This window comes from Chromobacterium sp. Ag138 (assembly GCF_055181315.1).
On record NZ_JBUPWA010000001.1, the window covers coordinates 3,244,868 to 3,265,889 of the forward strand.

The following is a 21,022-nucleotide window of genomic DNA, read 5'->3' on the forward strand; positions in this document are numbered from 1 at the left end:
GCGGCGACCAACCGGCATGGACGGAGGGAGCGGTCATGAGATCGGGAATCTTGCTGGCGCTGCTGCTGGCGGCGTTGAGCGCGGGTGCGGCGGAGCCGGAGGTGCCGGGCTGGCGCGAATACCAGGCCGGGCAGCTGGCCGCGGCCCGCATCGCCTTCTGGCAGGCGGCGCGGAACGGCGACCGGGTGGCGGCTTTCGACCTGGCGATGATGGACTGGAAGGGCGAGGCCGGCGCGGTGGACAAGGCACGGGCGGTGTACTGGCTGAAGCGCTCGGCGGAGCTGGGGCTAGACCGGGCGCAGCACGCGCTGGGTCTGCTGGCCGAACGCGGCGACGGGGTGCCCAAATCGCTGGCCGAGGCGACGCGCTGGTTCCAGCTCTCCGCCCGGCAGGGCTATCTGCCGGCCCAGATCGATCTCGCCACCCAGTATTTCCTCGGGCGCGGCGCGCCGCAGGACGACCGCCTCGCCGCCTACTGGTACGAGGAGGCGGCCAAGCAGGACGATGCCGGCGCGCAGTATCTGATCGCCAGCATGTACGAGCATGGCCAGGGCGTGAAGCGGGACATCCCGGCGGCGATACGCTGGTATGCCCGCGCCGGCGCGCAGGGCGACATCGGCGCGCGGGTCAAGGCGCTGGACCTGGCGAAGCGCGAGAGCGCCCGCCGCGCTCAGAGCGCGTCCAGCGGCAGCTTCAAATAGCGGACGCCGTTGTCGTCGGCCGGCGGCGGCATGCCGGCGCGGATGTTGACCTGCACCGCCGGCAGCAGCAATTGCGGCATCGCCAGCGTCTTGTCGCGCGCCGCGCGCATCTGGACGAAGGCGGCCTCGTCCACGCCGTCGCGCGCGTGCAGATTGGCCGCGCGCTGCTCCGCCACGGTCGCGCACCAGGCGGGCTCGCGCCCGGCCGGCGGGTAGTCGTGGCACATCAGCAGCCGGGTGTCGGCCGGCAGCGCCAGCAGCTTGCGGATGGAGCGGTACAGCTCGGCCGGATCGCCGCCGGGGAAATCGCAGCGCGCGGTGCCCACGTCCGGCATGAACAGCGTGTCGCCGATGAAAACCGCATCGCCGATCTGATAGCCGACGTCGGCCGGCGTGTGCCCGGGCAGCGCGATCACCCGCGCCTCCAGCTCGCCGATGCGGAAAGCCTCGCCGTCGCCGAACAGGTGGTCGAACTGCGAGCCGTCGCAGCGGAAGGCCGGCTCCAGGTTGAACACGCGGCGGAAGATGGCCTGCACCTCGACGATGCGCGCGCCGATGCCGACGCGGCCGCCGGCTTGCCGCTTCAGATAGGGCGCCGCCGACAGATGATCGGCGTGGGCGTGGGTTTCCAGTATCCACTGCAGCGTCAGCCGCTGCTCGGCCAGGAAGGCCAGCAGCCGGTCGGCCGACGCGCGCGAGGTGCGGCCGGAGCGGAAGTCGAAGTCCAGCACCGGATCGACCGCCGCGGCGCATCCGCCCGGGCGGTCGTAGACGATGTGGCTGACGGTGCCGGTGGCGGCGTCGAAAAAGCTGGCGATCTGGGCGCTCATCTTGTCCTCCGGGCATGGCGCGCGCGGCGGCTGAAACAATATACTGTTATAAGCATATTTCTTTTAGAAATTTCATCATGACGATTTTACTATCCAGGCGGACATGGCGCTGACTTTGTTGCTGGGCGCGCTGGTGGGCGCGGTGCTGGGCCTGACCGGCGCCGGCGGCGGCATTCTGGCGGTGCCGGCGCTGATGGCGTCCCAAGGCTGGAGTGTGCCGCAGGCGGCGCCGGTGGCGCTACTGGCCGTGGCGGCCGGGGCGGCTTTCGGCGCTTGAGAGGGATGGCGGCGGGGCGAGGTGCGTTACCGCGCGGCCGCGTTGATGGCGCTGTGCGGCCTGCCCGGCTCGGCGCTGGGCGCGCGGGCGGCGCATCGGTTGCCGGCCGACTGGCTGGCGGCGGGTTTCGCGCTGGTGTTGCTGATCGTCGCCTGGCGCGCCTGGTCCGGCGCGCGGGACGGCCAAGCGGAGAGGGATGGGCGTGGCGCGCTGTGCCGGGTGCGGCCGGAAACCGGTCGCCTGGCCTGGCATCCGGCCAGCATCGCCGCGCTGGCCGGCGTCGGCGCGTTCACCGGTTTTCTGACCGGCCTCTTAGGCGTGGGCGGCGGTTTTGTCATCGTGCCGGCGCTGCGCCGGCTCAGCGACCTGGGCATGCACGCCATCGTCGCCACCTCGCTGCTGGTGATCGCGCTGGTCGGCGGCGGCGGCGCGCTGTCCGCCTACTGGCATGGCGCGCGGCCGCCGGCGCTGCCCACGCTGGCCTTCGCCGCCGCCGCGCTCGCCGGTATGATGGCCGGCCGCTGGCTGATACGGCGGCTGGGGCAGCGGCAGGTGTCGCGCGGCTTCGCGCTCGTGGCCGCCGGGGTGGCGGTGGCCATGCTGCGCCACGCCGCCGGCTGACGGTCAGCCGGAGAAGCTGAACGCCTCGCCGCTGCCGGCGCGGATGGCCTCGGCCAGCGTCGCGTAGAATTCCGCGCCGTCGCGGCTGGCGATCCAGGCCTCGCCGCGGCGCGAGAAGTGGTAGCCGCCGCTCTTGGCCGCGATCCACATTTCCTGGTTGACGGCGTGGCGGTTGACGATCACCTTCTCGCCGCTGTCGAACTCGATTTCCAGCACATTGCCCTGGCGCAGCGTGTCGGCGTCCAGCCCATGTTGGTCTATCGCCTGTTCGATGCGGTCGAAGATGTCGTCGCTCAGTTGCAGGAATTCGCTTTCGGTCATGATGTTTCCCTGATGGCGCCGGCGGCGGCAACACCGCCCGGCAAGGTTTTGCTAGTATGTCGATTTTGCCATATCGGATTGCCATCAGTATGCGTACCCTGCTCGCTTGCGCAAGTTTGACCCTGATTCTGGCCGCTTGCGGCTACAAAGGCCCGCTGGTGCTGCCGCAGCAGCCCAAGAAGGCGCCGTCCGCCGCCCACGTCGTCAAACCGGACGCCTCCGCGCCCAAGGCGGACGCTTCCGCTTCCCGTTGAGCGCGGCGACATAAGGATATTTCCAAGCAATCGCTTGTCTGAACGGGGCTTGGCCTAGAATGGGCCGTCGTTTCCCGGGAATAGGAGCCGCCATGCCCCACTACGCGCGTCATCTGGAACACCATACCATCGTCAACCCGTTTCCCGGCATCGCCAAGCTGGAGGCGGCGCTGGGCCGCAAGGTGGTCAGCCGGCTGGGCGCCAACGAGAGCATGGTGAAGCCGGCCTCGCCGCTGCTGGAGCCGTGGGGCGAGGCGCTGGCCGAGCTGGCCCGGCTGTACCCGGACCCGTACGCGCTGGCGCTGCGCGAGCGGGTGGCGCAGCGGCTGGGGCTGGAAAGCAGCCAGGTGCTGTTCGATTGCGGCGCCGACAGCCTGATCCTGCTGGCGCTGCGGTTGCGCTGCAACGCCGGCGACGCGGTGGTATGCAGCGCCGGCACCTATCCGGCCTTCCGCTACTTCGCCGAGGGCGTCGGTGCCCGCATCCTGGAAGTGCCGTATCAGGCGCAGGGCGTGGGCCTGCGGCCCGATCTCGCCCGCCTGTGCGAGGTGGCGCAGGCCGAGCGCGCGGTGGCGGTCTACCTGGCCAATCCCGACAATCCCACCGGCCATTACTGGTCGGCGGCCGACATCCAGGCGCTGCGCCAGCAGCTGCCGTCGCAGACGCTGCTGATCCTGGACGAGGCCTATATCGATTTCTGTACCCTGCCGGAGGACGCTCCGCCCTCCGGCGTGCTGCCGAACACGCTGCGGCTGCGCACGCTGTCCAAGGCCTACGCGCTGGCCGGCCTGCGCGTCGGTTTCGCGCTGGCGCCGGCCGACATCATCGCCAAAGCCGACCAGATCCGGCCGCAGTACGCGCTGTCGGGCATCGCCCAGCACGCGGCGGCGACGGTGCTGGACGCGCCGGATTACGCCTGCCAGCTGGTGCAGGCCACGGTCTTGCTGCGCGACAAGCTGGCCGACGCGCTGCGCGAGCGCGACCTGACCGTGTTGCCCTCGCATACCAATTTCGTCAGCGTCGTCTATCCCAACGCCGCGCAGTCCGAGGCCATCCAGCGCCAGCTGCTGGCCGAGGGCATCGCCGTGCATCGGCCGCCGCACCCGGCGCTGCGCCACCTGCTGCGCGTTACCGCCCAGCCGCAGGCCTTGTCCAGCAAGGTGCTGGAGGGCTTGGCCGGCCGCTGACGGGCATAGTTACATTGACAGGCGGAAACGCCGATGACATAAGCGGTGGGGTGGCAAAACCCATCGCTTGTTTTTTTGCGGCCCGGCGAGCCGCCTCCACGTTCCGCCAAGAGAACCATGACACATCATCGCACCCGCCTGATCGCCAGCCTGTGCCTGCTGGCCAACTGCCATGCCGCCGCCGCCATGCCGGTGCGCGCTGACGGCGACACCCGACTCACGCTGCGCGGCACCGTGACCGGGCCGATTTCCAGCGGCAGCAAGGCCGAAGGCACGCTGTTCCGCGCGCATTATCTGAGGCTGCGTCGTCCGCTGCGGCTGGACGATGGCGCGGCGTGCGGCGAACAGACGATGGAACGGCTGGCCTTGAACCAGGAGGGGATGGCGCGCTACCGGGGGCGGACCGTCACCGTGCAGGCCAGGGTGTTCTGCCAGGAGAGCCGCACCGGCACTTACCACCTGGCGGACATCGAGATCCGCTGAGCCGGCCGCTCAGGACTGGCGCAGCCGCGCGTCCAGCGGCGCGGCGATGGCTTCGAGAATCCGGCAGCGGCCGGCAGCGGGGTGCAGCGGGTTGAGCAGCAGGTTCCAGCCATCCGCCGCCAGCGCGCTCGGCACCCGCAGCAGCGCGCTGGGCGCCTGCGCCAGCCAGGCGTCGCCCAGGCGGCGGGTGTCTTCCTGGCGGGCGCGCCAGTTGTCGGGCAGCGCGGCCGGGTCCAGGTCCAGCATGCCGTCGTCCGGCAACTCCACCTTCAACAGCTGGAAGCTGGACGGCAGGCGGCGCAGCTCGCTGTGCACCAGCATTTCCAGCATCGCGCTGGCGGCGTGGTCGGCCAGGTAGACGACGGGCCGGCCGGCGTGGTGCCAGCGGCCGTCGGCGCGCAGCCCGCCCAGGCCGTTCAGATCGGCGTAATTGCTGATCCGCCAGGCGATCACGCGACGTAGCCCTCGTCGATCTGGAGCAGCAGGTTTTCCACCAGCCGCGCGCCCTGCTCGGTCTGCGCCATTGCCAGCGGGCTGGCGTCGTCGAAGCGGCGCAGCGGCTGCCGCAGCCAGCCGGTGGCCTCCTCCCCCAGCACCTGTTGCGCCAGCACCAGCAGGCTGGCCACCCGCACTCCCCGTTCGGACTCGTCTCGGCTCAGCTTTTCATGCTTTTTGATGCGGTGGGACAGCGTGCGCGCCGGAATCACGAACTCCAGCTCCTTGCGGGTGAGTCCTTCGCCGGCCAGATGGTCGATCAGGCCGGTGTCGGCGCCGTTGGCGACATAGCGCGCCACTTCCAGGTCGGAGCGCACTTTCTGGCCGATGATGCGCGACAGGCGGGCGAAATGCAGCGTCGGCGCCCGCGGCTGCTCCGGCAGCGGGCCGGCATCGGGTTTGAACAGGGCTTGGGACATGATGGCCTCCATCGGCATTTGCCTTGTCAGTATTGGCATTTTGCCTGAAAGTGGCAAGCCCGCCGGGCGGCGGGCGGTGTTGCTATGCGTTCCAGTCCAGGCTGCCCGGTTGCGGGCAGCTCCACGACGCCTGCAGCCGCTGGCGGATCTCGGCCAGCGTTTGCCTGGCCAGCAGCTCGCCGTCGCGGAACACCGGCCGCAGCGCGCCGCCCTCGGCCTCGGCCGGCGTCTGCTGCTGGTGCAGAACGTAGCGGCCGTTCTCCTCTTCCACCCGCAGCAGGCCGCGCGCCGATTTCTTGGTGCCGTCGTCGGTGGCCGGGTCCTTGTAGATGTCGACGGCCTCGCCGCCCACCTCGGCGTAGATCGCCTTCAGCGCGTAGCCGAAGGTGTCGCGCGAATTCATGCCGTAAACGAAGCTGCCGATGCCGAACACCACATTGCAGGAGGCAAAGCCCTTGTCGGCCAGCCGCAGCAGGATGTCGCGGGCGCGCGGCAGGGTGATGGAGTCGCCGTAGATCAGGCCGACGTGGCTGTCCAGCGCGCGGTAGCCGCGCTCGGTGACGCTGCCGCCGAAAATGTCCCACAGGCACTCCACCGCCCCCTTGCGCTCGGCTGCGCTGACCGGGCGGCCATCGTCGCGCGCGGTGCAATTGCCGGCGGCGTCGAACAGCAGCTCGTCGTCGCGATAGCCGGTGAGGATCTTCACCGGGTCGCCGGAGTCCGGGCGGAACACCACCTTGGCGTTGCCCAGCGCGTCCGGGCGGCGGGCCAGGATGTCTTCCTTCAACTCGCGGGCGATCACGGTGACGACGTTCCAGAAGTCGAAGGTGTCGGACACGATGGACACCATGCCCGCCGGGTAGTCGCGGCTGACGAATTCGCGCACCACCTCGCGTTCGGCCAGCCGGCGCAGCGCCTTGTCGTCCAGGCCCTGGTGCGCGGGCATCCGCGCCAGCCGCTGCTGGGTCAGCAGGATGCGCAAGGCCATCACGCTGTGCTCGGACGCCGGGATGGAGCCGCCGACCAGTTCTCGCTCGGCGTCGGCGCCGTAGTGGTTTTCCAGGTAGTCCAGCGCCGGGATGGTGTCGGTGCCGGTGAACGACAGCAGGTGGCCGGCGCCGCAGCGCATCGCGTCGTGGACGCCGCTCATGCCGCGCATCGAGAAATCGTGGCCCTGCCAGGCGACGAAGTCCTGCGGCGCGCCGGTGAGGGCGGCGAAGTAAGTCAGCAACTTGCGGAATTCGAAGGCGATGGTGGCCACAGTGGACGGTTTCCAACTCTCGCAGCTGAACAGCGTTTCAAAGTAAGTGGCCACCCAGGGGAAGTCCGGATGGGTATTGGAGAAAGTGACCGGCGGCACCTTGATGTCCACCCGCGCGCCTTCCGGCAGCGAGCGGATTTCCAGCGGCAGGTAGCCCAGGTCGTGCAGCGCTTCCAGCCGGCCGCCGTCCACCACGCCGGCGCCGAGCGCGGTGTCCATCCGGCGCTGGTAGCGGCGCACCGCGTCCGCTTTCGGGCGCTGGAAGAATTCGCGGTTGAACAGATCGATCAGGTATTCCTGGATGAAGCCCTGCAGGCCGAACCACACCACCTTGTCGTCGAACAGCTGCGGCAGCACCGGCGCGTACTTGGCCGAGCGCGGCGTGAAGTTGGCCACCAGCCTGGTGGTTTCGCGCGGGTACATCGCCGGGTGGCCGGTCTTGTAGAAGTCGGCCAGGTTGAACGGGGCCAGCTGGTTCTTGTGTTGGGCGGCTTTCGGGGCGGTCATCATGCATCTCCTTCGATCTGTGTTTGGGCTTGGGCGGCTGAGCCGAGGCGCGCCGCGGGATCTGGGCCTTGCCGGCGCGTTCAGACGAGGCGGCAGCGGGCGTCGCCGCTCCAGTCATTGCGGGCGAACACGGCGTCGAAGCGCTCCAGCAGCCGGTCCAGGCCGCGGCTGAAGATGCCGTGGGTCACGTACAGGTACAGTGGCGCGGGCTGGCCTTCCGCCGCCTGGCGGGCGGCGATGGCTTCGGCCAGGCCGACGAAGGTGCCGCCACCGTCGCAGATGTCGTCCACCACCAGCAGCGGGCCGGCCGGCAGCGCGCCGTGCAGCTCGATGCCGCTGATCTTGCCGGTGACGGTGTCGCGCACCTTGTCTGCGCAGACGGCGCCGCAGCCCAGCTGCTGGGCCAGTTTCAGCACCCGTTTGCGGGCGCCGGCGTCCGGCGCCACCAGCGTGGCGGGGCCGATCGCCTCCAGCGCGCGGCGCAGCGCCGGCAGCGGGTCTTCCACCTCCACCCGGTCCAGCAGCGCGGTCACCACGTCGCTGTGCGGGTCCTGGATCCGCACTCGGCGGTAGCCCTGCTGGTTGATCAGGCCGCAGAACACCTTGGCCGACAAGGCCTCGCCCGGGTTGGCCACCCGGTCCTGGCGGGCGTAGGGCACGTAGGGCAGGCATAGCTCCAGCGGCACGCCGGGATACGCGCGGCGCAGCGCGTCGGTGGCCATCAGCAGCGCCATCGTCTCGCCGGCGTCGCGCAGGTCGGCGCGGATGCAGAGCTCTGCTGCCGGGGCGCCGGTTTCCGCCGTGGCGTGCACTTCGCCGCCGGGGAAGGTGAAGAAATCCAGGCGCAGCGCGCGTTGCTGGCCGTTGTGGCTGAGGTAGCTGGCGGTGATCATCGATGCGGTCCTTTGTTGTGCGCTGCCGGGGACAAGCCATGTCGGATGGACTTCGGTTGGCAGTCTTAGTTGTTTTTTCCAACTATCTTGCACGCAGTATATTCATGCTTAGTTGAATTTTGCAACTAAGAAGGCGAAAATATCGGAAAGAATCGATAAAACGGATACCTCATGCACCCTAATCGCCCCGCTCTCATCGTCAGCGTGGATGTCGTGTTGCTCACCCTGCGCCAGGGCAAGCTGCAGGCGGCGCTGCACCGGCGCGACCGTCCGCCGTTCCAGGGCTGCCTGGCCCTGCCGGGCGGCTATGTGCATCCGCAGGAGGACGCCACCGCCGAGGACACCGCGCGCCGCGTGCTGCGCGAAAAGACCGGCGTCGAGCCGCGCTACCTGGAGCAGCTGGGCACCTTCGCCGGCGCGGCGCGCGATCCGCGCGGCTGGTCGGCGGCCATCTCCCACGTGGCGCTGATGCCGCACGAGGAGCTGCGCCAGGCCGGCGGCGAGGTGTTCCATTTCTACGATGTCGACCAATTGCCGGAGCTGGCCTTCGACCACGCCGAGCAGATCCGCGCGGCGGCGGAGCGGGTGCGCAACAAGGCCAGCTACTCCACGCTGCCGTGCTGGCTGCTGCCGGAGCAGTTCACGCTGACCCAGCTGCAGCGGACCTATGAGCAGATCTTCGGCGAGACGGTGTCGCGCGGCACCTTCCGTTCCCGGCTGGGCATCAAGGTGGGAGACATGAGCCCCGGCGAGGCGGCCGACCAGGCCGACATCCTGATCGCCACCGACCAGTTCCAGGGCGGCAGCCAGCGGCCGGCGCGGCTGTTCCGCGTCAACCGGCTCAGCCTGTTCAAGCGCGCCAGCTGGTAGCCGGGTGGCCAGCCGGCGGCGCGCGGCGTATCATCGCCCCCCTTGCGCGGCATCGGTAATCATTCCTTTGTGCTAGAACGTTTCCTGCGTTACCTTCTGGGCTGGGGAAGCGGGCGCCTGGGGCGACAAGCGATTCTCATTCCGTGATGAATATGCAGACAATCGGACGGACCGCCATCGGGCGGGCGGTCCATCCGGCAAGAGGTGAACCATGATTGCAACCATCAAGGGCAAGATACTGGCCGGCTCCGGCCTGTTGATCCTGATCGGCTTTACCGTGCTGGCGGGGGCCAACATCTATAACAGCTACCGCAACGCGGAAAGCGCGGTGCTGGAGCATGCGCGCCTGCTGGCGGACAGCGAGGCCGGCCGCGTGCAGCGCATGCTGGGCAAGACCTATGACTCCGCGCAGGCGATGGCCGAAGCCGCGGCCGGCGTGAAGGCGGCGCTGCCGTCCAACGGCCGCTCGCTGCTGTCCGAGGTGGTGAAGCGCCAGCTGCCCAACAACCCGGACGCGGTCGGCTACTGGGTGGACTGGGAGCCCAACGCCTTCGACGGCCGCGACGCCGAGCTGGCCGGCAAGCCGGAAAACGACCATACCGGCCGCTACGGCGTGTACTGGTTCCGCAAGGCGGGCAAGGTGGACGTGGTGTGGGGCAGCGACGGCGTCGACGAGAGCGCCTACTACACCGAGCCGCGCAAGACCGGCAAGCCGATGCTGACCGAGCCCTATGTCGATCCCGACGTGAAAATCCTGATGGGCACCCTCTCCTTCCCGCTGAACATCGGCGGCAAGGTGCTGGGCGTGGCCGGCTGCGACATCGCGCTGGGCCACCTGCAGGAAATGGCGGCCAAGGTGCGTCCCTACGACGCCGGCTTCATGAGCCTGTACTCCAACGGCGGCGTGCAGCTGGCCGGCCGCCAGCCCGGCCTGAACGGCAAGCCGGCGCCCGATCTGCCGGCCGAGGCCAAGGCGGCGATCAAGGACGGCCGTCCGGCCGAATATCGCAGCGACGACGGCTTCCGCCACTTCATCATGCCCATCGTGGTCGGCGAGGCCGGTACGCCGTGGGCGGTGCGCATCTCCATTCCCGAGAACGAGGCCTTCGCCCCGGTGCGCGCGGCCAGCTGGCAGTCCGCCTTCATCAGCCTGGGCATCCTGGCGCTGATCCTGTTGCTGTTGGGTGCCACGCTGAACCAGCTGCTGCGCCCGCTGGGCCGGCTGCAGGGCGCGATGACCGAGCTGGCCTCCGGCAGCGGCGATCTCACCCGCGAGCTGTCCATCGCCAGCCGCGACGAGATCGGCCAGGCCGCCGGCGCGTTCAACACCTTCACCGGCTCGCTGCGCAAGATGATGCTGGACGTGCGCCGCCACGCCGGCGACATGCTGGGCTCGGTGCGCCAGCTGTCCGGCGACGTGGACCAGATCCGCGACAGCTCCGCCCGCCAGTCGCAGGCGGCCAACGCCACCGCCGCCAGCGTCGAGCAGCTGTCGGTCAGCGTCACCCATATCGCCGAATCGGCGCGGGTGGCCGAGCAGCGCGCCCGCGAGGCGGACACCCTCTCCAATCAGGCGGCCGCCAATGTGGACGCCACCGCGGCCGAGATCGGCCGCATCGCCGGCACCGTGCGCCAGCTGGCCGAGGTGCTGGGCGGCATGCAGCAACGGTCGGACCGCATTTCCGGCATCGTGTCGGTGATCCGCGACATCGCCGACCAGACCAATCTCTTGGCCTTGAACGCAGCGATCGAGGCCGCCCGCGCCGGCGAGCAGGGCCGGGGCTTCGCGGTGGTGGCGGATGAAGTGCGCAAACTGGCCGAACGCACCGCCAAGGCCACGCTGGAAATCTCCGACGTGATCCAGACCATGCAGAAAGACACCACCCACGCGTCCGATAGCATGAACGGCGCGCTGGAGCAGGTGGAGCAAGGCGTGAGGCTGGCCGGCGAATCGTCGCAATCGATCCAGCAGATCAGCGGCCAGGCGCAGCAGGTGGTGCGCGCGGTGGGCGACATCGCCGTCTCCACCGCCGAGCAATCCAGCGCCAGCCAGGAAATCGCCCGCCACATCGAAAACATCCACGGCATGCTGCTGCAGACCGACGACTCCATCCACCAGGCGCAACAGGCCACGGTGGCGCTGGCGCGGCTGGGCGAGGAGCTGGAAAGCCTGATCGGGCAGTTCAAGCTGTAAGCCGCGGGCAGCGATGCGCGATCGCAGGCGAGGCGGGATACCGTCTCGCCTGTTTGTTTATGGGCGCCTGGCGGCTAGCGGCATAGGTCCGCCCGGCCCGGAGCGATCATCTCTACCGAGTAATCCACGTCTTGCAGGCTTTCCACATGCACCACCAGGCTGCCGCCCTTGCGGCGGTATTCCGGCCAGCGCATGTCGTCGCCGGGGCGGGATTCGAGCGTATCGGCGCAGGCGTAGCGGTCCAGCTCCGGCAGCAGTTCGCGGCGCAGCCGCTCTAGCGGCCATGCTTGGTACCGGGATGCCGGCTGGTCGCCATGGAATGTGAAATAGAGATGGTAGCCGTCAGCCATGATGAGGTCATGGTAGGTCAGCGGCGCATCTGCGGCGCCTGGATAGAGGTAGTCCAGAAAGTCGGAGGCTTGGACGATGTCTTTGGCGGCCAGGCATGGGCCGGCGAGTGTCAGCAGGCCGGCGGCGAGCAGCGCATGAAACAGGGCACGTTTACGCATGGGTTTGGTTTTCTTCTGGCGTGGAGATTGGCTAAAGCGTGGCTGCGATGGATTGCGGGCCGTGGTTTTCTTCATGGCGGGGACCGCGGTTCCGTGATGGTTTGCCGCAAGCTAGCGATGAATCGCGCCAGCGCCGGGTTGCCTGCCTCCTGTTTCCAGACGAAGCATAGCGGCAGCGGCACCGACAGATTCTGCAGCCGGTAAAACCGCGCCTGCGCCGGCGGGCGCGCCAGATTGGCGGCATTGACGATGGCCGCGCCGACGCCGGCGCAGACCAGCGACAGCATCGCCGCCTCGGTGGGCTGTTCCTGCACCACGTCCAGCCGGATGCCGGCCTGCTGGCAGGCGCTGAACAGGCGGTCGTGGTATTCGGGGTAGACCGCGCGGGGGAAGGAGACGAAAGGCCGTCCGGCCAGCGCGCGCAGATCGAAAGGCTGCGCCTCATCGTGCGCAATCCGCCAGGCGCGGGGCAGCGCCAGCACCACGTCCTGCGTCAGCAGCGGCAGCGCGTTGAAGCCGTCTGGCAGCGGGCCCAACTGGTAGACGAAGCCGCCGTCGAGCGCATCCTGATCGATGGCGGCGAACTGTTCCGGGCTGTTCAGCGTGGACAGCGACAGGCTCACGTCCGGCGTTTCCGCCTGAAAACGTTGCAGAGCCTGCGGCACCACGCCATCCCAACCGGTGTTTTCCACATAGCCCAGCCGCAGCTGGCCAGCCGCGCCGTCGGCTACCCGGCGCGCGCTCGCGCCGGCAGCATCGAGCGCGGCCAGCATCCGGCGGATGTCGCGCAGATAGCTGTCGCCCGCCGGCGTCAGCCGCAGCCCGCGCGGCGAGCGCGTGAACAGCGCGAAGCCCAGCTCTTCCTCCAAGTCCTGGATCTGACGGGTGATGGCCGGCTGGGTGATGTGCAGCCGCTCGGACGCGGCGCGCATGCTGGCGTGCTCGGCCACCGCCGCGAAATAACGCAGATGCCGCAGCTCCATGATCATCTTTCCAATGCCAGCGATGCTTGAAATTTATCACAAATTCATAAATCGGCATTGGAAAGCATGAGTACTTTCCGGGATAGTAGAACGCTACATGGCGCCGCCCAGGCGGCGCATTGACGATCAAGAGAGCCACGATGAACGCCCAAACCTACCGCATCGGCAATGCGCGTGTTACGCGCGTGACGGACACCCTGCTCACCGGCATCACCCCGGCCTACCTGTACGCGGACTGGCGCGATGGCGTGCTGGCCGAGCAGCCGCAACTGCGCGCGCTGTTCGACGACAGCGGCGAACACCTCATCCTCAGCGTGCATACCTGGGTGGTGGAGCTGGGCGGCAAGGTGTTTCTGATCGACACTGGCCTGGGCAACGACAAGGAACGGCCGTTCAATGCGCTGTTCCACCGGCTGCGCACGCCGTTTCTGGAGCGTCTGGCGATGCTGAATATCCAGCCGGAAGACGTGGACCACGTGTTGCTGACCCATCTGCATGCCGACCATGTCGGCTGGAATACAAGGCTGGTGGACGGCCGCTGGGGGCCTACTTTCTCCAATGCCCGTTACGCGATGCCGCAGGGTGAACTGGACTTCTTCGCCACGCCGGAGGCCGACAAGCGCCGCATGGTGTTTGACGACAGCGTGGCTCCGGTGCTGGTCAGCGGCCAGGGGATTGGCATCCATGCGGGAGGGGACGATTATGCAGAGGCCTTCCATTTCCATCCCACGCCCGGGCATTGCGCCGGACACATGTCCATCACGCTGCATTCCGCTGGCGAAACCGCCATCTTTACCGGCGACGCGATGCATTCGCCGGTGCAGGTCTACCACCCGGAATGGAACTCAGCCTTCTGCCGGGAGCAAGACGGCGCGCGCGTTTCCCGCCGTTGGCTGCTGGAGTACGCCTGCGAGCACAAAGCCACCGTGTTTACCGCCCACTTTGGCGCGTCATCGGCTGGTGTGGTGAGCCGGGAGGGGGATGGTTATGGGTGGCGGTTTCTGTGAGTAGGGTATGGCTTATCCGAAATGCTCCATGAGCATTGATGTCCGCAGTATTAAGGTTGGTAGGTCGACAGGACTACTTGTGGGGATTGCTACTTGTATTGGTGTAGATCTATATAAGATGAGATAAATTAGATTTCCGGTTATGTTTTTAATTCCAGTCAACTTTTAATGATAAGAAAAACTGCTCTAAGGCATTCAGCATTGTCATGCCGTCTAGGTCATCTGGCCTTGTTTTGTAAACTGTATATACAGAATAGGTATCTTTTTTTGAAAAATAAAAATCTTTTTCTATTAAATCAACACCTCCTTTTTTGTTTTGATTAATGAAAGTATCTATCCTTACGTCACCGGTTGAATTTCTCACTAAGTAGCTCTGATAAATAGTGTTTGTACTTTTTCCTTTTATATCATTAAGTGCTGCCATGGTTGGTTGCGTACTATCAAGCTGATAGCTTTCACTTGGGAAACTAAGCTTTACAATCTTCTTTCCATTTTTTAGTTTTATTTTTAGTTCATTCTTACAGTTTGGCTGAGCTGACTGTGATTTAATAAAGTCATTGTCTAAAATTTTTATTGAAATGAAACTGAACATGTTATTGCAGTAGCGAATCTGGTCTGCTGCGATAGCGATATTAGGCATGTAAAATAATAAGACAAGAATTGTGCTGTGCCTAGCTGCCATGAAAAACCTCGTGATTGTTAAGGGTGGTTATTGCTATTGGATGGTCGCATAGACGCTAAATCTATCTTATAGATGGTTATGTTTGAGAAAGTAATTAATATTTAGAGTGTTGTATTCTTCGTTAATAATATTTTTAATTATTAACGAAGCATCTTTCTTGCCCATCTGGCTGCTTACCTCTAGCATGAGTCATTTTTGAAATCAGGGTTTGTATATGTATGGCAAGTGTGTTCTGTTGATAAATAGTTACGGCGTGTGAGGATGGGGGTATTAGAATTCAATAAAGGTCGGGCTAATCCAATTTATAATCAACCTTTTTTATAGGTGATATCTATTGGTCTTGTTTGCTTTTCTGAGTTTTGCCTTGTTTATTGGAAAAATTCCTCTTTAGATACCTCTAGGAATTTCGATATGAAAAGTAGCCTTTTTTCTACATATTTTTTCCAGCATTTACTATCGGGCCTGCATTTTGATGCCCTGCCCAAGTAGGAACTATAAATAAATTTTTTATTTGATTTTTCTCCAACTATAGTTAGACACTGACCAGCCATTGACACTTCTCCCATGCTATTACTTATTTGGCATAAGTTAAATGCCGAGGAAATATTATTTCCGTGATGGTTAAAGTTCCTAGCTTCAGAGTAGTTTGGAGTATTAAAATAATCTTGACCGTTTTCACTTATCAGCTCCCATCCATCTTCTTGGCATTCTTGATCTGTTAAGCAAACTCTGATCGAGTCTGCATTGTATCCATCCTGTTTTATTTTCAAGAGCAATTCAAAAGTAGCTTCTTTGTCGGTTTTGCTAATCTTTATATCTCGATATAAGGACGTATTTGCTTTTTTAATCTGCTCATCAAAGCTTGATGTGCCTGTGCCTGTGCCTGTGCCTGCGAACGCAGTGGAATAGATTTGAATCAGAAAAAGCGAGAAAAATATAAAATAAGAGTTTTTCATGTTGGAAAATCCATTAATATTTTAGAAATTCGGATGGTATGAAATTTCCTATTTTCAACTCCATTTGATCCACCATTTATTTCTACGCAAATGACCTCTGCTATAGAATTAATATCACCCTGAAATTCATCTATTATTTTGTTGATTGTACTATTCTTTCTTGGTTCCCCTCGCCTGGGGCCGGCCTCCCAATACCAGGCACCTGCATCTATTGTCGCATGCTTATTGGTAAGTAAGTAGTCTGGATCGGCAATGTCTGGTCTGCGGGGGTTCTTCTTCGACCACCAGGCAGGCTCGAATGAGCTTCTTTTGATTTTGCCTCGATAGACCCAGTAGCCTGCATAATTGGCCTTTCCCGTAAGTTGTTTTATACCACGGCCTCTGTATTTATATCCATCACCCGGCAAATCATTTCCGAGCTTGCCGCCATAAAGATCATTACATGATTTTTCAGTACGTGACTCATTCATCCATGTTAGGGTTCGCGACTCCTCAGCTCCTTGAGCGAAGAAATTGGTCATTCTTAAACCTGTTTTGTTAATAGAATATTTCCTCATTGCGATGCATATCTCTTTCCTATACTTCTCTCGAATTGTGTCGCTCAATCCATTTTTTGCAGTTTGGACTTTCCCCTTATCTTTTCTTTGAATGTCACTTGGGTATATTTTCTGCATTTCATTTTTATCTATCCAATTGCACTTTCTGAAATGTGAAATGAACATGCTTGGATAAAAATGCCAGTGGTTACTATTTATTTCCAGCCCAGCCTCCTCCCAGAAAGACAAAGCTTCCACGTATGCTTTGAAATCAGCATACAGCTCCTCCGTCATGGGTTCATCCAAAACGTCGCTTTTTTTCTTCAACCAATCATATCGCGTATCAATCTGTCCTTTTTCCCATTCTGTTGGAAACTTGCAGATCGCACGTGAAAACCGAGATTGTATCTTTTCATCTCCGAGCGCTGCTGATAGGGCATCGGCAGTCAATTTCTTTCCTGAGTTACCTACAATCCACTTTTCAAGCGCTGGGGAGTTGCACTGGCTTTCTGGCGTTGGATCGTCGTCAATCAAGCTCCAGCCTGACCAGTGAGGAAAGTCGGCATCGCTGAACTTCTTGATCTCCGCCGCATTCAGATCGACCCAACCTTGCCCGCCTGGGTAGTTGACTTTGTGCCAGTGTGGAACGGCTCCCGCCGCGATGGGGGTTTCATTTTCAGTATTGATAACCCGGCCAAAGCGGAGCAGTTCATAAGCGGCGCTCGGCGCGATATGGAAGGCGTCGCCTAGGGCTGCCGCTTTGCTGTAGAGGTTGTATTCGTATTTATCATCGCTATTGGCCAGCGGCTGGTCTAACTCGACGTATAAGCCTTCTTGTTGTGGGTCTTCCTGGCGAGTGGTCAGCAAACACTTTCCGCGCTCGAATCTCATCGTCACAAACAAAGGCACCGCAGAAGTATGCGCAGGCGCCCCGCTGCCGGTGGGCGTTTGCAGCGAGGCAATCGATGCGTAGAACGGTGTGCCGGGCGGCAGGTAGAAATGCATGTCGCCGTAGATGATCTTGTCCCGGCCATCCGTGCTGATGTCCAGCTTGCCCGAGCTTCTGCCGACGATCTTTTTCAGGTTGGCGTCGTCGCAAATGATTTCCAGATGAATGGCGTTCTTGCCATTGCAGCTGCCTACGCTGCCCAAGCTGTCCTTCCGGTTTACCGGCTGCTTGTTTTTGATGAAGACTTCCTTCAGATGCATGTAGATGGAGTAGTACTCGATCTGGCCATCCGGCCCCTCGCCTATTTCCGTGTTGTGCTTGATCACCACGCAGCCGTTATCGGTCTCGCCCTGATAAGCCAGCGGCTTTTTGTCGGCATCGGGCGAGGGCGTCCGCTTGTATACAACCACGCCGTCGGCGATGGCGCGCACCGGTTCGCCGTGCGCGCCGGTGTCCGTATGTTCGATGTGCTGGCCGCCATGCCAAGCCATGCGGCTGGCGATGGGAAAGCCTCCACGTGAGGAGAATGGCATCAGGCTGGCAAGCCATTGCTCATCGCTGGCGTTGCCCTGGGGCGTTTTGAGAATGGGAGGGCTGATAATCATGCTGGTATCCGCTTATTCCGAGAACGGATGGGTATTGGGAGGGGTGTACTTGCCTTTGGGGAGCGTTGGCAGCGGAGGATTCATGCTGGCCGGTCCGCTCAGATCGTGGCTGGCGCCCTTGACGCTGACGGTGCCGGGGCAATGCACCTCGATATTGCCACCGGCGATGCGGATATAGCCGCCGCCAGCGGTGACCAGGATTTCTTGCTTGGCATTGACGACAACCCTTTCCTTGCATGAGGTAATCGTCACATCCTGATCCGCCGTCAGCTCCATCGTGTCGCTTTGCGCCTGCACCTGCACCTTGCCCTTGGCGGCGATCAGCTTCAGCGCCACTTTGTCCCTCACCCCCGCCACGAACAGGCTGATATGCTGGCCCACGTTGTGCAGCCAGCGCCGGCCGGTGGTGTGGTTGGCGTCGCGCTGGGCGATGAGGTTCAGGTTGGTTCCGGCGGTGACGGTTTGGCTTTGTTCGGTCAGGGAGGCGATGCCGGCCGGGCCGGACAGGATCAGCAGCGGCTGCTGGCCGGCTTGATCCTTGGCGGTTTTGCCGTCCTTGTCGGTATTCGATCCCGCTTCCCAGGCCTTCAGCGCGTCGGCGTGGTGTTGCAGGTGGCCGTCGGGTTTCTTGCCGGCCTTGGCGTTGTCCGGGCCGATTTCGTCGGGGCCGGTCTCCATGGTGTCGGCCAGCTGGCCGGTGGCGGTTTCGGCTAGCGCCTGGCTGAGTGCCACTGCGGATTGCAGCTGGCTCTGCGCATGCTCGCGCGCCAGTTGCTTGCCGCCGGCGCCGTTCTGCGCCTCGGTGGTGAGCAGCAGGCCGTGGGCGGCGCGGATGGCGCCGTGGTGGTCGGTGCGCAGTTCGAAGCCGTCGCCGCGCGGCTGGGCCTTGCCGTTGCTGCGCGGGTGGGCGAGGTAGCCCTGGTTGAGCTGGGTCTTGCCCGGTTCGCTGGATAGCTTGGCGCGCACTTCGCCGGGGGTGTCGTCGAACAGCAGCTCGTTGTAGCCGCCGCCCTGGTGTTCTTTGCTCTTGATGCCGGACAGGGTCTTGTTGGCGGGCAGGCTGCCGGCGCCGCTGAAGTCGGGCGTCGGGTGGCTGCCGTTGTACAGCACGCCGGTGATCACCGGCCGATCGATGTCGCCTTCGATGAAGTCGACCAGCACTTCCTGGCCGAGGCGCGGGATGAACTGGTGGCCCCAGCCGGCGCCGGCCGACGGCATGGCGACGCGCAGCCAGCAGGAGGATTTGTCGTCGAGGCCGGCGCCGATGGTCGGGTGTTCATCCGGCCGCTGCCAGTGGAACTGCACCTTGATGCGGCCCTGGGCGTCGGTGTGGGCTTCCTCGCCGGCGGGGCCGACCACGGTGGCGGTCTGCACGCCCAGGCTGGTGAGCTTGGCCGAGGCGGTGCCGGCATAGGCCGGGGTCAGCGGGATGCCGCGGCGCTGGGCCTGGATCTGGGTGGCGAACGGGGCGTCGGCTTTGTCGCCCGTCGGCAGGATGGACTGCAGATCGGTCGGCAGGTTGTTGCGCACCTGGAAGCTTTGGCCGGTGACGACAAATTCGCGCTTCTCCGCCGCGTCGCCGTCATGGGCGGGATGATCATCCAGGCGAAACCACTCGCCCGGCAGCAGCCCGCGCACCGATCCGCTGCCGCTGAACGATTTGGCCTGCAGATCGTTGGCTTGCTGCCGCAGCTCGGCGTAATGGCCCAGTTGCTCCTCATCGCCGGCATAGTACAAACCCGGCGCGTCGTATTGCGTCAGGCTGCTTTGCAGCGCTTGGCCGGTTTGGCCTTGGTCGATGTGGCTGTCTTCGCGGTTTTGCTGGGTGTAGACCGGCTTGTAGTCGTAGCTGGCCAGCGCCGTGCCGCCCGGCACGATCTGGCGCGCGGCCTCCCAGCCGGTGAGGCCATCTTTCTCTTCCGTCGCATTGCTGCGGTGGAAGCGCACCCGCTCCAGCTTGGACGCCGGCAGGCTGTGGGCATCGTCAAAGATGGCCAGTTCCACCTGCGGGCTATTTCCTCGCGACGCTTCGCTACCTCGCTCGGTCACTTCATCCAGATGCACGAATCGCCAGGCGTAGCCTTCCTCATGCAGCAGCCGAACGATGAAATCGAAATCGCTCTCGCGATACTGCAGCGTATAGCTGCGCGGCGGGGCGGGCTTGACCTGGATGTCCAGCGTCTGCGCCCGGGCGAAGGCGGGATTGGCTGCCTGATGCTCGGACAGGATCTGTTTGACGATGTCCGGGACCGACAAGTCCTGAAACACGCGCGAGGTGCGACGATGGCGCAGCAACGCGAAGGGCGGCTCGATGATCAGCTCGTATTTGGCGAAACCGCCATCCGATCCCGCCAGCCTGGCTTGGCTGACCACGCCGCAGCGGATGGTTTCGTCTCCGTCCACATCGGCAATGCCAATCCGGGCCGGTTGGCCCAGCAAGGTCTTGAGCTCGATATTGCCGTCCGGCGACAGGCAGGCGAGCGTGTAACGGTAGGCGCGAGAGATGCCTTCCTCGCCGTCCAGGTTGAGTGGCAGCAACTGCTCGGCGGCTATCTGGCCGGTGCCAAGCTCCAGCGTCAGCATCCGGCGATCTTGACCAAAGGCGGAAGCAAAGCTGGACAACAATGCATTCAGATCCATCGGCATTCCAGACGAAGATACCTTCGGGCGAAGGTATGTCATTGAGCAGGAAGAAGATTAGGATTCTATTGATCTTGTGAAGGCTGTCACAAGCGAGCTATGGCAGGAAATCAACGGACTTGCACTAAAGAACTGGGAGTTTGACCGGCGAGGCGAAAGCGCATGTTGAGATGGGACGAACCGCATATACCGGAAGGCAAGCCTTCAGGGGCTGGCGTCGGCTATCCAGCAGTAACCAAGCAGTAGCCTGTGGTGCAAGGTGAGTCGGAGGAGGCTAGCGGGTGATGTCCTGCGCGATTTCCGCGGCGTGGGGATGTTTCCACAGAGATTAGCCCGCGCCACCTGCCCGCCTGATCTGTTCCGCTGCGGTATCCAACCAGCTTTGCTGATTCGCGCCAATGGATGTCAGCGCGGGGCTGGCCAGCGGGTGATCCATCACCTCCTGCCAATAAGCGCGGGCGAGCGGCAGCATCTGGTGCCAGACCGTGGCGCGCGGCAGCGTGGGGAGGCGGAATGGTTGTAGCGCATCGCGCATTTCGCCGCCGGATTTGGGGGCAAAGCCCATGGGCAGCATGTCGTAAACCGGGGCCAGCGAAAGCGGCAGCGCGCCGTCGTGATAAAAGGCCAGATTGCCCGCATGCATGTCGGTGTTGCCGATGAGCGTGCCAAAGGCGAACAGCCGGCCTGCCGTTTCATCGGCTTGCGGCGTGATGATGGGGCGCTGGCTGCGTGGCGATCGTTCCCTCAGTAGCTGCGCCGTGATCTGCGGCCACGTGCCTGCGCCCAGTCCGGCAAACTCCGCGTCCAGCGTATGCAGGCTGACCATGCCGCGGCGGCCGCCG

At 63.5% G+C, this 21,022-nt stretch carries 21 protein-coding genes and 1 pseudogene; 9 read left to right on the plus strand and 13 right to left on the minus strand.

Translation table 11 applies throughout. The annotated features are described in order from the left end of the window. Positions 1-35 precede the first annotated feature (35 nt). Entirely contained in the window at positions 36-701 is a 666-nt protein-coding gene (locus ACY3GB_RS15115; RefSeq protein WP_463089470.1) for a tetratricopeptide repeat protein, read from the plus strand. On the opposite strand, the gene ACY3GB_RS15120 is transcribed toward ACY3GB_RS15115, so the two are convergent. Next, positions 671-1,531, minus strand: a complete 861-nt coding sequence (locus ACY3GB_RS15120) for an MBL fold metallo-hydrolase (protein ID WP_463089471.1) — start codon at positions 1,529-1,531, stop codon at positions 671-673. The two genes, ACY3GB_RS15115 and ACY3GB_RS15120, sit on opposite strands and share 31 nt — an antisense overlap. A 103-nt stretch (positions 1,532-1,634) precedes the next feature. Between ACY3GB_RS15120 and ACY3GB_RS15125 the strand changes: the two genes are divergently transcribed. Then, a complete protein-coding gene (locus ACY3GB_RS15125) occupies positions 1,635-1,808 on the plus strand; it encodes a hypothetical protein (RefSeq protein WP_463089472.1) in 174 nt (57 codons plus the stop codon). Between the two features lie 18 nt (positions 1,809-1,826). After that, positions 1,827-2,429 (plus strand): annotated as a pseudogene (locus ACY3GB_RS15130) (TSUP family transporter); the annotation flags it as partial. A 3-nt stretch (positions 2,430-2,432) separates the two neighbouring features. Here ACY3GB_RS15130 and cyaY read toward each other — a convergent pair. Next, complete coding sequence (gene cyaY, locus ACY3GB_RS15135; protein ID WP_463090948.1) at positions 2,433-2,753, minus strand: iron donor protein CyaY; 321 nt, start codon at positions 2,751-2,753, stop codon at positions 2,433-2,435. Between the two features lie 86 nt (positions 2,754-2,839). Here cyaY and lptM point away from each other — a divergent pair, with 86 nt between their 5' ends. The 3 genes from lptM (at position 2,840) to ACY3GB_RS15150 (ending at position 4,674) form a co-directional block, all read left to right on the plus strand. Further along, the gene (gene lptM, locus ACY3GB_RS15140; protein WP_463089473.1) at positions 2,840-3,004 is read left to right on the plus strand and encodes an LPS translocon maturation chaperone LptM; all 165 of its coding nucleotides are present in this window, start codon (positions 2,840-2,842) and stop codon (positions 3,002-3,004) included. Positions 3,005-3,096: 92 nt separating this feature from the next. Next, positions 3,097-4,191 carry a pyridoxal phosphate-dependent aminotransferase gene (locus ACY3GB_RS15145; protein ID WP_463089474.1) on the plus strand — a complete coding sequence of 365 codons (1,095 nt, stop codon included), beginning with the start codon at positions 3,097-3,099 and terminating at the stop codon, positions 4,189-4,191. Between the two features lie 117 nt (positions 4,192-4,308). After that, positions 4,309-4,674: a hypothetical protein gene (locus tag ACY3GB_RS15150; RefSeq protein WP_463089475.1), complete on the plus strand. Its 366-nt coding sequence runs from the start codon at positions 4,309-4,311 to the stop codon at positions 4,672-4,674. 9 nt (positions 4,675-4,683) lie between these two features. On the opposite strand, the gene ACY3GB_RS15155 is transcribed toward ACY3GB_RS15150, so the two are convergent. The 4 genes from ACY3GB_RS15155 to ACY3GB_RS15170 all read right to left on the minus strand — a co-directional run bounded on the left by ACY3GB_RS15155 (position 4,684) and on the right by ACY3GB_RS15170 (position 8,249). Beyond that, positions 4,684-5,127 carry an RES family NAD+ phosphorylase gene (locus tag ACY3GB_RS15155; protein WP_463089476.1) on the minus strand — a complete coding sequence of 148 codons (444 nt, stop codon included), beginning with the start codon at positions 5,125-5,127 and terminating at the stop codon, positions 4,684-4,686. Beyond that, positions 5,124-5,588, minus strand: coding sequence for an antitoxin Xre/MbcA/ParS toxin-binding domain-containing protein (locus ACY3GB_RS15160; protein ID WP_463089477.1), 465 nt, complete (start codon positions 5,586-5,588; stop codon positions 5,124-5,126). Before ACY3GB_RS15160 ends, ACY3GB_RS15155 begins: the two co-directional genes overlap by 4 nt. 82 nt (positions 5,589-5,670) lie before the next feature. Beyond that, complete coding sequence (locus ACY3GB_RS15165; protein ID WP_463089478.1) at positions 5,671-7,359, minus strand: nicotinate phosphoribosyltransferase; 1,689 nt, start codon at positions 7,357-7,359, stop codon at positions 5,671-5,673. A 77-nt stretch (positions 7,360-7,436) separates the two neighbouring features. Continuing rightward, positions 7,437-8,249 carry a ribose-phosphate pyrophosphokinase-like domain-containing protein gene (locus ACY3GB_RS15170; RefSeq protein WP_463089479.1) on the minus strand — a complete coding sequence of 271 codons (813 nt, stop codon included), beginning with the start codon at positions 8,247-8,249 and terminating at the stop codon, positions 7,437-7,439. Positions 8,250-8,420: 171 nt separating this feature from the next. On the opposite strand from ACY3GB_RS15170, the gene ACY3GB_RS15175 reads away from it, so the two are divergent. Both ACY3GB_RS15175 and ACY3GB_RS15180 read left to right on the plus strand, forming a co-directional pair. Continuing rightward, a complete protein-coding gene (locus ACY3GB_RS15175; protein WP_463089480.1) occupies positions 8,421-9,119 on the plus strand; it encodes an NUDIX hydrolase in 699 nt (232 codons plus the stop codon). 211 nt (positions 9,120-9,330) lie between these two features. Continuing rightward, positions 9,331-11,313, plus strand: a complete 1,983-nt coding sequence (locus ACY3GB_RS15180) for a methyl-accepting chemotaxis protein (protein ID WP_463089481.1) — start codon at positions 9,331-9,333, stop codon at positions 11,311-11,313. 74 nt (positions 11,314-11,387) lie between these two features. Here the strand turns inward: ACY3GB_RS15180 and ACY3GB_RS15185 are convergent, their stop codons facing one another. Further along, the gene (locus ACY3GB_RS15185) at positions 11,388-11,897 is read right to left on the minus strand and encodes a hypothetical protein (protein ID WP_463089482.1); all 510 of its coding nucleotides are present in this window, start codon (positions 11,895-11,897) and stop codon (positions 11,388-11,390) included. Continuing rightward, a complete protein-coding gene (locus ACY3GB_RS15190; protein WP_463089483.1) occupies positions 11,894-12,805 on the minus strand; it encodes a LysR family transcriptional regulator in 912 nt (303 codons plus the stop codon). Before ACY3GB_RS15190 ends, ACY3GB_RS15185 begins: the two co-directional genes overlap by 4 nt. A gap of 140 nt (positions 12,806-12,945) precedes the next feature. On the opposite strand from ACY3GB_RS15190, the gene ACY3GB_RS15195 reads away from it, so the two are divergent. Further along, complete coding sequence (locus ACY3GB_RS15195; RefSeq protein ID WP_463089484.1) at positions 12,946-13,812, plus strand: MBL fold metallo-hydrolase; 867 nt, start codon at positions 12,946-12,948, stop codon at positions 13,810-13,812. 148 nt (positions 13,813-13,960) lie between these two features. Here ACY3GB_RS15195 and ACY3GB_RS15200 read toward each other — a convergent pair whose 3' ends face one another. The 5 genes from ACY3GB_RS15200 to ACY3GB_RS15220 form a co-directional block, all read right to left on the minus strand. Continuing rightward, positions 13,961-14,494 carry a hypothetical protein gene (locus tag ACY3GB_RS15200; protein ID WP_463089485.1) on the minus strand — a complete coding sequence of 178 codons (534 nt, stop codon included), beginning with the start codon at positions 14,492-14,494 and terminating at the stop codon, positions 13,961-13,963. Between the two features lie 368 nt (positions 14,495-14,862). Continuing rightward, positions 14,863-15,450 (minus strand): hypothetical protein, encoded by a 588-nt coding sequence (locus ACY3GB_RS15205; protein WP_463089486.1) that lies wholly within the window; start codon positions 15,448-15,450, stop codon positions 14,863-14,865. Continuing rightward, positions 15,447-17,540, minus strand: coding sequence for a peptidoglycan DD-metalloendopeptidase family protein (locus tag ACY3GB_RS15210; RefSeq protein WP_463089487.1), 2,094 nt, complete (start codon positions 17,538-17,540; stop codon positions 15,447-15,449). The genes ACY3GB_RS15205 and ACY3GB_RS15210 overlap by 4 nt, the downstream gene beginning before the upstream one ends. 12 nt (positions 17,541-17,552) lie before the next feature. After that, the gene (locus ACY3GB_RS15215) at positions 17,553-20,180 is read right to left on the minus strand and encodes a type VI secretion system Vgr family protein (RefSeq protein WP_463089488.1); all 2,628 of its coding nucleotides are present in this window, start codon (positions 20,178-20,180) and stop codon (positions 17,553-17,555) included. A 328-nt stretch (positions 20,181-20,508) separates the two neighbouring features. Continuing rightward, on the minus strand, positions 20,509-21,022 hold a 514-nt coding region (locus ACY3GB_RS15220), incomplete at its 5' end, for a HipA domain-containing protein (RefSeq protein WP_463089489.1).

Excerpts from the sequence above, each read along its gene's own strand:
- ACY3GB_RS15115 (WP_463089470.1), top strand. The coding sequence starts at position 36 with ATGAGATCGGGAATCTTGCTGGCGCTGCTGCTGGCGGCGTTGAGCGCG.
- ACY3GB_RS15120 (WP_463089471.1), bottom strand. The coding sequence starts at position 1,531 with ATGAGCGCCCAGATCGCCAGCTTTTTCGACGCCGCCACCGGCACCGTC.
- ACY3GB_RS15125 (WP_463089472.1), top strand. The coding sequence starts at position 1,635 with ATGGCGCTGACTTTGTTGCTGGGCGCGCTGGTGGGCGCGGTGCTGGGC.
- lptM (WP_463089473.1), top strand. The coding sequence starts at position 2,840 with ATGCGTACCCTGCTCGCTTGCGCAAGTTTGACCCTGATTCTGGCCGCT.
- ACY3GB_RS15145 (WP_463089474.1), top strand. The coding sequence starts at position 3,097 with ATGCCCCACTACGCGCGTCATCTGGAACACCATACCATCGTCAACCCG.
- ACY3GB_RS15150 (WP_463089475.1), top strand. The coding sequence starts at position 4,309 with ATGACACATCATCGCACCCGCCTGATCGCCAGCCTGTGCCTGCTGGCC.
- ACY3GB_RS15160 (WP_463089477.1), bottom strand. The coding sequence starts at position 5,588 with ATGTCCCAAGCCCTGTTCAAACCCGATGCCGGCCCGCTGCCGGAGCAG.
- ACY3GB_RS15165 (WP_463089478.1), bottom strand. The coding sequence starts at position 7,359 with ATGATGACCGCCCCGAAAGCCGCCCAACACAAGAACCAGCTGGCCCCG.
- ACY3GB_RS15170 (WP_463089479.1), bottom strand. The coding sequence starts at position 8,249 with ATGATCACCGCCAGCTACCTCAGCCACAACGGCCAGCAACGCGCGCTG.
- ACY3GB_RS15175 (WP_463089480.1), top strand. The coding sequence starts at position 8,421 with ATGCACCCTAATCGCCCCGCTCTCATCGTCAGCGTGGATGTCGTGTTG.
- ACY3GB_RS15180 (WP_463089481.1), top strand. The coding sequence starts at position 9,331 with ATGATTGCAACCATCAAGGGCAAGATACTGGCCGGCTCCGGCCTGTTG.
- ACY3GB_RS15185 (WP_463089482.1), bottom strand. The coding sequence starts at position 11,897 with ATGAAGAAAACCACGGCCCGCAATCCATCGCAGCCACGCTTTAGCCAA.
- ACY3GB_RS15190 (WP_463089483.1), bottom strand. The coding sequence starts at position 12,805 with ATGGAGCTGCGGCATCTGCGTTATTTCGCGGCGGTGGCCGAGCACGCC.
- ACY3GB_RS15195 (WP_463089484.1), top strand. The coding sequence starts at position 12,946 with ATGAACGCCCAAACCTACCGCATCGGCAATGCGCGTGTTACGCGCGTG.
- ACY3GB_RS15200 (WP_463089485.1), bottom strand. The coding sequence starts at position 14,494 with ATGGCAGCTAGGCACAGCACAATTCTTGTCTTATTATTTTACATGCCT.
- ACY3GB_RS15205 (WP_463089486.1), bottom strand. The coding sequence starts at position 15,450 with ATGAAAAACTCTTATTTTATATTTTTCTCGCTTTTTCTGATTCAAATC.
- ACY3GB_RS15210 (WP_463089487.1), bottom strand. The coding sequence starts at position 17,540 with ATGATTATCAGCCCTCCCATTCTCAAAACGCCCCAGGGCAACGCCAGC.
- ACY3GB_RS15215 (WP_463089488.1), bottom strand. The coding sequence starts at position 20,180 with ATGGATCTGAATGCATTGTTGTCCAGCTTTGCTTCCGCCTTTGGTCAA.